The sequence below is a fragment of the Blastococcus sp. SYSU DS1021 genome, from assembly GCF_054050995.1.
In genome coordinates this window covers 45,306-54,705 of sequence record NZ_JBJHAL010000030.1, presented here as the reverse complement: position 1 = coordinate 54,705, position 9,400 = coordinate 45,306, and the positions used below count along the sequence as shown (strand labels likewise).

The 9,400-nt window shown below is 74.9% G+C and carries 10 protein-coding genes; 6 read left to right on the top strand and 4 right to left on the bottom strand.

Going from position 1 to position 9,400, the window contains the following annotated elements; all coding sequences use genetic code 11:
• Positions 1-143 precede the first annotated feature (143 nt).
• A complete protein-coding gene (locus ACI8AP_RS18580; RefSeq protein ID WP_456590847.1) occupies positions 144-1,436 on the top strand; it encodes a sensor histidine kinase in 1,293 nt (430 codons plus the stop codon).
• Between the two features lie 5 nt (positions 1,437-1,441).
• Complete coding sequence (locus ACI8AP_RS18575) at positions 1,442-2,119, top strand: response regulator (RefSeq protein ID WP_456590846.1); 678 nt, start codon at positions 1,442-1,444, stop codon at positions 2,117-2,119.
• Positions 2,120-2,138: 19 nt separating this feature from the next.
• Here ACI8AP_RS18575 and ACI8AP_RS18570 read toward each other — a convergent pair whose 3' ends face one another.
• Positions 2,139-2,567 carry a hypothetical protein gene (locus ACI8AP_RS18570; RefSeq protein WP_456590845.1) on the bottom strand — a complete coding sequence of 143 codons (429 nt, stop codon included), beginning with the start codon at positions 2,565-2,567 and terminating at the stop codon, positions 2,139-2,141.
• Positions 2,568-2,735: 168 nt separating this feature from the next.
• Between ACI8AP_RS18570 and ACI8AP_RS18565 the strand changes: the two genes are divergently transcribed.
• Positions 2,736-2,930, top strand: a complete 195-nt coding sequence (locus ACI8AP_RS18565) for a hypothetical protein (RefSeq protein ID WP_456590844.1) — start codon at positions 2,736-2,738, stop codon at positions 2,928-2,930.
• A gap of 39 nt (positions 2,931-2,969) precedes the next feature.
• Here ACI8AP_RS18565 and ACI8AP_RS18560 read toward each other — a convergent pair whose 3' ends face one another.
• Positions 2,970-3,566: an antibiotic biosynthesis monooxygenase gene (locus ACI8AP_RS18560; RefSeq protein WP_456590843.1), complete on the bottom strand. Its 597-nt coding sequence runs from the start codon at positions 3,564-3,566 to the stop codon at positions 2,970-2,972.
• Positions 3,567-3,686: 120 nt separating this feature from the next.
• On the opposite strand from ACI8AP_RS18560, the gene ACI8AP_RS18555 reads away from it, so the two are divergent.
• Complete coding sequence (locus ACI8AP_RS18555) at positions 3,687-4,391, top strand: M50 family metallopeptidase (protein ID WP_456590842.1); 705 nt, start codon at positions 3,687-3,689, stop codon at positions 4,389-4,391.
• A gap of 161 nt (positions 4,392-4,552) precedes the next feature.
• On the opposite strand, the gene ACI8AP_RS18550 is transcribed toward ACI8AP_RS18555, so the two are convergent.
• Positions 4,553-6,913 (bottom strand): glycoside hydrolase family 65 protein, encoded by a 2,361-nt coding sequence (locus ACI8AP_RS18550; protein ID WP_456590841.1) that lies wholly within the window; start codon positions 6,911-6,913, stop codon positions 4,553-4,555.
• Positions 6,910-7,653, bottom strand: a complete 744-nt coding sequence (locus ACI8AP_RS18545) for a beta-phosphoglucomutase family hydrolase (protein ID WP_456590840.1) — start codon at positions 7,651-7,653, stop codon at positions 6,910-6,912. The genes ACI8AP_RS18550 and ACI8AP_RS18545 overlap by 4 nt, the downstream gene beginning before the upstream one ends.
• A gap of 168 nt (positions 7,654-7,821) precedes the next feature.
• On the opposite strand from ACI8AP_RS18545, the gene ACI8AP_RS18540 reads away from it, so the two are divergent.
• Both ACI8AP_RS18540 and ACI8AP_RS18535 read left to right on the top strand, forming a co-directional pair.
• A complete protein-coding gene (locus tag ACI8AP_RS18540) occupies positions 7,822-8,367 on the top strand; it encodes a YbhB/YbcL family Raf kinase inhibitor-like protein (RefSeq protein ID WP_456590839.1) in 546 nt (181 codons plus the stop codon).
• Between the two features lie 96 nt (positions 8,368-8,463).
• Entirely contained in the window at positions 8,464-9,393 is a 930-nt protein-coding gene (locus ACI8AP_RS18535) for a serine hydrolase (RefSeq protein ID WP_456590838.1), read from the top strand.
• The last annotated feature ends 7 nt before the right edge of the window (positions 9,394-9,400 follow it).

The following is a 9,400-nucleotide window of genomic DNA, read 5'->3' as shown; positions in this document are numbered from 1 at the left end:
CCCCCCGCCCCGCCCGCGCCGGCGCCCCCCCGCGCCCCCCCCCCCCGGCGCCCCCCCCCCGCCCCCCCCCCCCGCCCCCCCCCCCCGCCCCCCCCCCCCCCCCCCCCCCCCCCCGAGGCGCTCCCCGCCCGTAGCCTGACCCGGTGAGCACGGCGATCGGGCAGGCACGGAGCGGACCCGCGGGCGTGGACCACCCGTCGTTCGTCCCGGCTCGGCTGCTCGCCGACTCCCTCTCCCCCGACGCGGGTCCGGAGCGTCCGCGTGGCCGGGTGCGCCGCTCGCTGCGGGACTGGGTCGTCGACCTCTCGCTCTTCGTGCTGTCGGTGGGCCTGGGGTTGGTCTTCGTCGGCGAGGCCCTGAGCCGCCCGTCACCACCGCCGGACGGGCTGCTGCTCGCCGACCTGGTAGCCGGATCGCTCGGCTGCGCCCTCCTCTGGGGCCGTCGCCGGTGGCCCGTGGCGGTCGCACTCGTGCTGGCGCTCCTCGGGACGTTCTCCGACATGGCCGGGGTCGCGATCCTCATCTCCTTGTTCACGGTGGCCGTGCACCGTGCCTGGCCGAGCGTGCTCGGGGTCGCGGCGGTGAACCTCGCGTCGCTCGCCGTCTACGTACGGCTCCGCCCGGATCCCGACCTCTCCCCGCTGGTGCTCGCCGGTCTCGTCGTCGTGGCCACCGCCGCGGTGGTGGCCTGGGGCATGTTCGTGCGGGCGCGGCGCCAGCTCGTGGTGTCGCTGCGCGACCGTGCCGTCCGCGCCGAGACCGAGCAGCGGCTGCGCGTCGAGCAGGCGCAGCAGCTGGAGCGCACCCGCATCGCCCGCGAGATGCACGACGTCCTGGCCCACCGGCTCTCGCTGCTGAGCATGCACGCCGGCGCTCTGGAGTTCCGGCCCGATGCGCCACCGGCTGACGTCGCCGCGGCGGCCGGGGTCGTCCGGGCCAGCGCCCGCCAGGCCCTGGAGGACCTGCGGGAGGTGATCGGGGTGCTGCGCGAGTCGGCCGAACCGGGCGCCGTGGAGCGGCCTCAGCCGACGCTGGGGGACCTGCCGGCCCTGCTCGAGGAGTGTCGGCAGGCGGGTCTGCGGGTGCGGGCCCGCTACCGCCTCCCGGACCCGGCGCGCGTTCCGTCGTCGGCGGGGCGCGCGGCCTACCGCGTCGTGCAGGAGGCGCTGACCAACGTCCGCAAGCACTCGCCCGGCACCATCGCCGACGTGCTGGTCGAGGGAGCCGAGGGCTCAGGGCTCGCCGTCGAGGTGCGCAACCCGCCGTCGATCGGCGGCGACGCGCCCGCACCGCTGCCGGGAAGCGGGACCGGCCTGGTGGGCCTGCTCGAGCGGGTCAGCCTGGCCGGGGGCACGCTCGAGCACGGCTGGAGCGCCGACGGGCAGTTCCGCCTGCGCGCCTGGCTGCCCTGGGCCCCGCCGGCCGGGTCCGCGTGACGGGGGTGGCCGGAGCCGCGGGGGCCGACGTCCGGGTCCTGGTCGTCGACGACGACCCGCTGGTGCGCGCCGCGCTGGCGATGGTCCTCGGCGGCGCACCAGGCCTGACGCTGGTCGGTGAGGCGGCCGACGGCGACGAGGTGCCGGCAGCGGTGACGTCGGGGGCGCCCGACGTGGTGCTCATGGACATCCGGATGCCACGCGTCGACGGGCTGGCCGCCACGGAGCAATTGCAGCTGCGCACCGACCGGCCGCAGGTGATCGTGCTGACCACCTTCGACGCCGACGACCACGTGCTGCGTGCGCTGCGGGCCGGGGCCAGCGGCTTTCTGCTCAAGGACACACCCCCGGCGGCGATCGTCGACGCCGTCCGCCGGGTCGCCGACGGCGAGCCGATGCTCTCCCCCACCGTCACGCGGCAGCTGATGGCGCACGTCGCCGCGGCGGTGGCGCCCCCCGACGTGGCCGGCGAGCGCGCCCGCGCGCGGCTGACCGGGCTGAGCGAGCGCGAGCACGAGGTCGCCCTCGCGGTCGGGCGAGGGCTCTCCAACGCCGACATCGCTGCGGAGCTCTACATGAGCGTGGCGACGGTCAAGGCGCACGTCTCCCGGCTGCTGACCAAGCTGGAGGTGGCCAACCGGGTGCAGGTCGCGCTCGTGGTGCATGACGCCGGGCTGCTCTGAGCGCCGTCACCGGCGACGATCAGCCCACTGCCCGCTCGACGAGCGCGGTGATCTCCGCCTCGGCGGCCTCGTCCAGCTCCGTCAGCGCCCAGGAGGTCGCCCACATGCCGCCGTTGTCGAGCGTCGCGGTGTCGTTGAAGCCGAACCCCGAGTACCGGGTGCGGTCCATCTGCCCGCTGCGGAAGAAGCCCACCACCTTCCCGCCCCGGGCGTACGCGGGCATGCCGTACCAGAGCTCCGGCGCCAGCTCCGGCGCGGCCGCGGTGACGACGACGTGCACCCGGTCGGCGAGCGCGCGGTCGGGTGCGGGCATCTCGGCGATCTCGTCCAGCACGTCCTGCGCCTCCGCGGCCGCCTTGCCCTCGCCGCGGCCGCGCCGTCCGGCCTTCGTCACCTCTGCCGCGCGCTGCTTGATCGCCGCGCGCTCCTCCGTGGACAGCCTGGCCATGGCCGGCTCCCTCCCCATCATCGCGGCGGGCGACCTGCCCGCCCCGAGCACGCTGGTGACGGCGCCGGGCCCGGGCTTCTCGATTCCTGACGGTCAGGGGCCGGGTTCTCCGGGACTCCACCGGGGTAGGCGTCCGTGGACCGTGCACCCGAGCCCCTGGAGGATGCCGTGACCGAGGGACGACCCGACACCGACGAGAAGCGCGAGCCGGGTGGCACGCCTTCCTCCGGCCCGCACGACCTGACCCGGCGGCCGCTCACGCCCGGGACGGGTGACGGGGGCGGGGCGCAGGCGATCCCCGGCGCCTACGAGGCCGACGAGGCGGAGCAGGAACGCGGCAAGGCGGTCAAGCCGGGCAATTGACCTCGGCGGTCCCGGCGCCGGCGCATGCGGTGCCGGCCCCTAGCGCTCCCGCCAGCGACGGCCCTGCAGCCACCACTGCAGCCGGGCGGTGATCCAGGGCAGCAGCAGGTAGGTCATGACCGGCGTCAGCGCGAGGGTCACGGCGAGCACGCGCAGCACCACGTGGACCTCCGCCAGCGCCGCTCCCAGCGTCACGGTGGCCAGCAGGTTCACCGGGAAGAAGACCAGCCAGATGGTCACCGCCTGCTTCCACCGCGGTGGAGCAGCCGGCGCGGGTGCGGGGCGCACCTCCTCCGCGACCGGTGAGTCGAACCAGCCCTCGATGCCGGTGCGCCGCTCGGTGCGGGTGACCTCGGCCAGCCCCTGCGCGGACCGCAACCACCACTGGCGTTCCGAGGAAGCCTCCCAGGCGGCCAACGTGGCCTGGTCGGCGAACCTCACGAGCATGTGCCACTCGTCGGCGTCCCGCCGGGAGCGGACCCAGCCGCCACCGAGGAAGCCGGAGAAGCCCTCCGCCATGCTGAGACCGGCACGGATCCACGCCGTCATCTCGCGCGCGTGCGCCGGGTCGGCGCGCCGCGTGAAGGACACCGTGACCGGGAGGTCGTCCCGCGTGACGGTGCTGGTCGTCGTCATGCCACCAGCATCGCTCGCGACGCGGGCCGGCGGGAGCCCCGCAGCGGTGTGAGCCCTGCCTCGGCCGACACCCCGGCCACTCCCCCGTCACGGCCAGGTCGGTGGGGTTGACTGCCGTCCGTGGAGGTCCTCGCCCGCTTCTGGAGCCGTGTGACGGCGACGGTGCCGGACCAATCGACGACGGTGCTGCTCGCCACGGCCGCGATCGCTGCGCTGCTCGTCCTCTCCCCCGCGCTGTGGCGGCCCGCCCGCAACGTGGTGACGATCGCCCACGAGGGGGCCCACGGGCTCGTGGCGCTCGCGGCCGGGCGGCGGCTGGCCGGCATCCGGCTGCACTCGGACACCTCGGGCCTGACCGTCTCCTCGGGTCGGCCGACGGGCCTGGGCATGGTGCTCACCTGCGCGGCCGGCTACACCGGGCCGGCGCTGTTCGGGCTCGGCGCCGCGGCGCTGCTCTCCGCCGGGCACGCCATCGGACTGCTCTGGGCGCTCCTCGTGCTGCTCGCGCTCCTGCTGGTGCAGATCCGCAACTGGTTCGGGCTGTGGTCCGTGCTCGCCACCGGTGCGGTGGTCTTCGGCGCGACCTGGTGGCTGCCGCCGGCGGGTCAGGCGGGGTTCGCGGCGGTCGCCACGTGGTTCCTCCTGCTGGCCGCGCCCCGCGCCGTGCTCGAACTCCAGCGCGCCCGGCGCCGTCGAGGTGCACGGGACTCCGACGCCGACCAGCTGGCCCGGCTGACCCCGTTCCCCGCGATCGTCTGGGTGGGCGTCTTCCTGCTCGTCGATGTTGGAGCGCTCGTTCTGGGCGCGAGGTGGTTGCTCGTCTGAACCACGGCGACAGCTGATCTGTTGTTGGGGATAACGGAAGTGCGTCGCCGTCGCGCCGAGCGCGACGCCACCCGGGGCCCTGGGAGGCGCCCCGGACCGCACTCGGCTGCGGCTGCGGTGACAGAGCTCGCGAGCACCGACCCGCGGCCGGCGGGAGGGGCTCAGCCGCGGGCGCGGCGGCGTGGCTCGCAGCCCGGCGGCTGGTGCACCGGGGCGACCGCAGGGGCGGGCGGAACCTCGAGCACGACGTCGTCGTGGTCGACGCGGACCTGCCGCCCGTGGTGCCTGATGTCCAGCGGGTCCCCGTCGACCAGCCGGTAGGTGGCCCGCTCGCGTTCCACCGTGACGGTGAGCTTGCGTCCGCGGTAGACCACGCGGAACCGCAGCCGGCTGATCCGCTCCGGCAGCCGTGGCGCGAAGGACAGCTGACCGCCGTGATCACGCAGTCCGCCGAACCCGGCGACGGCGACGGTCCACCCTCCGGCCAGCGAGGCGATGTGCAGCCCGTGGCCGGAGTTGTGGTGCAGGTTCTGGATGTCGGTGAGCGCCGCCTCGGCCCAGTACTGGTGGGCGAGGTCGAGGTGGCCGGTCTCGGCGGCGACGACGGCCTGCTGGGTGGCCGACAACGACGAGTCGCGGGTGGTGCGCGCTTCGTAGTAGGCGAAGTCGGCGATCTTCTCCTCGAGGGTAAACGCGTCCCCCCGCAGGTGCAGGGCCATCACCAGGTCGGCCTGCTTGACCACCTGCTTCCGGTACAGCTCGAAGTAGGGGTAGTGCAGCAGCAGCGGGTAGTGCTCCCGCGGCGTCGCCTCGAAGTTCCACTCCTCGTGGTGGGTGAACCCGTCGGACTGCATGTGGACGCCGCGCTGGGTGTCGTAGGGCACCGCCATCAACGACGCCGCCCGCAGCCACTCCGCCACCTCGTCCTCCGTCACCGAGAGCCGGCCGGCCACCGCCGACTGACGGCGCACCGCGGCGGCGGCCTCACGCAGGTTCCGCTGCGCCATGAGGTTCGTGTAGACGTTGTTGTCCACGACGGCGGTGTACTCGTCGGGCCCGGTCACCCCGTCGATCCGGAAACCGTGCTCGGGGTCGAAGTGCCCCAGCGACGCCCAGAGCCGGGCGGTCTCGACGAGCAGCTCCGTGCCGTAGTCCCGGTCGAAGGCGTCGTCGAGGGTGGCGTCGTAGTAGCGGACGACGGCGTCGGCGATGTCGGCGTTGATGTGGAAGGCGGCGGTGCCGGCCGGCCAGTAGCCCGACGTCTCCTCGCCCCTGATCGTCCGCCATGGGAACGCGGCACCGCGCAGACCGAGCACCCGGGCCCGCTCCCGGGCGAGGTCCAGCGTGGTGTGCCGCCAGATGAGCGCGTCCCGGGCAGCGTGCGGTGCGGTGTAGGTGAGCACCGGCAGGACGTAGGTCTCGGTGTCCCAGAACGTGTGCCCGTCGTAGCCCGGACCGGTCAGCCCCTTGGCCGGGATGGCCTGCCGCTCGCCGCGCAGCCCGGCCTGCAGGACGTGGAACATGCCCACCCGCACGGCCTGCTGCAGCTCGTCGTCCCCCTCGATCTCGACATCGGCCTCGTCCCAGTGCTGGGCCAGCAGTTCGCGCTGTTCCCGCAGCAGGCGCTCGAAGCCGGCCAGCTTCGCCGTCGCGAGCGCGGCCTCCACCTGGTCGCGCAGCGCTGCGCTGGAGCGGCGCGACGACCAGCCGTAGGCGAGGAACTTGACCAGCTTCAGCGACCCGCCGGGCGGGATGCGGGCGGCCAGGGTGTAGCGGGCGAGGTCCCCGGCGGCCTCGATGTCCTCGGTGCAGCTGTCGGGGACCTCGATGACGTGGTCCATGCCGGCGGCCATGCGCAGCCGGCTGCGGCGGGTGCGGTGCACGAGCACGGCGCGGCGGCCGCGACCGGCGGCGAGCTCGCACTCCAGCGGGTGGGCGAGGGCGGCGGCGGCGCGCGGATCGCGGTCGCCGTCGGGGGCGCCGTCATCGTTGGCCAGCAGGTCGGACTGCAGCGCGACGTAGAGGTCCCCGAGGTCGTCGGTGACCTCCACCTGGTACTCGATCGCGGCGATCGAGCGCCGGGCCAGGGAGACCAGGCGGGTGCTGGTGACGCGCACGGTCCGGCCGCTGGGAGAACGCCACTCGGTCGACCGCCGGAGCACCCCGGCGCGCAGGTCGAGGGTGCGCCGGTGGTCGATGACCTCGCCGTAGGTCAGGTCCAGTGGCGAGTCCCTCACCAGGAGCCGGATCAGCTTGCCGTCGGTCACGTTGACCACGGTCTGCCCCATCTCCGGGAAGCCGTAGCCGGCCTCGGCGTAGGGCAGCGGCCGCTCCTCGAAGAAGCCGTTGAGGTAGGTGCCCGGGACGACGACCGGCTCCCCCTCCTCCAGCGACCCGCGCATCCCGAGGTGACCGTTCGCCAGGGCGAACACCGACTCGTGCACGCCGAGGCTGTCGCGGTCCAGCCCGACCTCGGTGAGCGCCCAGGGTTCGACCGGGAAGACCGCCCGCCCCTCGGTCACGGCTTCTCCAGCAGCTCGACGAGGTCGGCCACGACCACGTCGGCGCCGGCGTCCCGGAGACCGTCGGCGTGCCCGACCCGGTCGACACCGACGACGTGGGCGAACCCGCCCGCCCGGCCGGCGGCCACCCCCGCCAGGGCGTCCTCGAAGACGACGGCCTCCTGCGGCGGCACGCCCAGGGCGTGGGCGCCGGCGAGGAAGGTGTCCGGGGCGGGCTTGCCCGCCAGCCCCCGCTCCCGAGCGACGACGCCGTCGATGCGGGCGTCGATCAGGTCGGCGAACCCGCCGGCGGCCACCACCTGCTCGCCGTTGGCCGAGGCGGTGACCACCGCGGTGGCCAGGCCCGCCTCCTTCACCGCGCGCAGGTACCGCACCGATCCCTCGTAGACCTCGACACCGTGCTCGGCCAACTCCGCCAGGACCAGCTCGTTCTTGCGCCCGGCCACCCCCTGCACGGTCGCCGCGTCCAGGGGGTCTCCCCGCTCGCCCTCCGGCAGCACGATGCCGCGGCTGGCGAGGAAGTCGCGGACTCCGTCGGCCCGGGGCTTTCCGTCGACGTACCGGTTGTAGTCGTCCTGCGTGAACTCCGGGGCCGCGGGGTCGCGCGACCGCAGGAAGTCGTCGAAGGTCCGCTTCCAGGCCGCCATGTGCACCGTCGCGGTCCGGGTGAGGACCCCGTCGAGGTCGAACAGGCAGGCCCGGACGCCGTTCGGGAGACCGACCGATCGGGAGGTGAACACGCCGGCGACGCTACCGGCGACCGGGGACGCGCACGTGTCGGGACGGCGACGGCTGCGTGCCGGCACCGGTCCGACGGGCGCCGTGAGGCGTCGCTGCCTAGGGTCCGACGGGGGGACGCTCCGGCGGACCCGCCAGCCGTCGTACCGCTACCGAGGGAGAGGACCACCATGGCCGACCGGCCCACCCCGCCCAACCCCTACGACTTCCTGCCGCGGGTACCGGGCTTCACCGTGACCAGCAGCGACGTGTCCGACGGGCAGACGATGCCGATGCCCCACGTCAGCGGAGTCATGGGTGCCGGCGGCGAGGACCGCTCCCCGCAGCTGTCCTGGTCGGGCTTTCCCGACGGCACCCGCAGCTTCGCCGTCACGGTCTTCGACCCCGACGCCCCGACGGCCAGCGGCTTCTGGCACTGGGCGGTGGCGAACATCCCGGCGTCGGTGACCGAGCTGCCCTCGGGCGCCGGTGACAAGGACGCCCCGCAGCTCCCCGACGGCGCGGTGCAGCTGCGCAACGACGGCGGCTTCGCCGGGTACGTCGGTGCGGCTCCCCCGGCCGGGCACGGGCCGCACCGCTACTTCGTGGTGGTGCACGCCGTCGACACCGACCGGCTCGACGTCGACGCGAGCACCACGCCGGCGGTACTCGGGTTCAACCTCTTCTTCCACACGCTGGCGCGGGCCACCCTGGTCGTCACCTACGAGCAGGCCTGACCGGTCCGCAGCCGGGCACCTCCGCGCTGCGACGACCCACCGACCAGATGTGATCCAACGTTGAACCGATCCTCGCGCGGTGGGTACCGCGCGGGCATGGCGACGACGTCCTGCGGTCCCCCGGGCGCGACCGGCCCGGCGCGCGAGCCCCACCGGTACCGCGCCGGGCGGCTGGTCACCTCGCTCCCGGCGCTGCTGGTCGCCGTGCTCGTGGCCGCCGTGCTCGCCCCGGCCCCCGCCGGGGCTCGGGGTCCGTCACCGGAGGAGGTCGTCTCCGCCGTGGTGGACGCCTACGAGGTGGCCGGGACGCTCGCTGTGGCGGTGGCCCGGCAACCGGAGCCACCGGGCGACCACTCCCCCCGGTCGGCCGAGGCGGCCGCGGCGCGGATGGCCGCCTACCGCGCGGACAACGGGGAGGCGGCGCAGCGCCCGATCCCCGGGGCGTCGATGGTGAAGCTCTTCATGGCCGCGGACATCCTGCACCGCGCACGGGCGGGTCGCCTCGCACTGGACCGCGAGGACTTCGCCCTGCTGCAGGCCATGATCCGGCGGTCCGACGATCCCGCCGCCTCGCAGCTGTGGGTGCGGTACGGCGGGCCACGGATGGTGGTCGACGTCGCCGAGCGGTACGGGCTCTCGAGCACCCATCCGCCGGCCGAGGCCGGGCAGTGGGGCCGGACGCTGACCAGCGCCCGGGACCTGGCCCGGTTCCTGACGCTGCTCCCCGCGCTCGCACACCCCGCGGACGCGTCGGCGCTGTTGGCGTGGATGCGGCTGGCGACACCCACGGCGGCCGACGGCTTCGACCAGGAGTTCGGCGTCTTCGGGGCCGTTCCCGGGCGCCCCGCGGTCAAGCAGGGCTGGATGTGCTGCGTCGACGGCAACCGCCACCTGCACTCGGTCGGGGTGATCGGGCGCAGGGTGGTGGTCCTGCTCAGCGAGGTCCCGGCGTCGGTGGGCTACGACGAGGCCCGCGCCGCCCTGGACGCCGCGGCGGCCGAGCTGCCCTCGGCCCGGGACTCCTGACCTCCGG

What these genes read in the sequence shown, in the direction of transcription:
- ACI8AP_RS18570 (WP_456590845.1), bottom strand. Translation starts at nt 2,567, where the DNA reads ATGGCCAGGCTGTCCACGGAGGAGCGCGCGGCGATCAAGCAGCGCGCG.
- ACI8AP_RS18560 (WP_456590843.1), bottom strand. Translation starts at nt 3,566, where the DNA reads ATGACGACGACCAGCACCGTCACGCGGGACGACCTCCCGGTCACGGTG.
- ACI8AP_RS18540 (WP_456590839.1), top strand. Translation starts at nt 7,822, where the DNA reads ATGGCCGACCGGCCCACCCCGCCCAACCCCTACGACTTCCTGCCGCGG.
- ACI8AP_RS18535 (WP_456590838.1), top strand. Translation starts at nt 8,464, where the DNA reads ATGGCGACGACGTCCTGCGGTCCCCCGGGCGCGACCGGCCCGGCGCGC.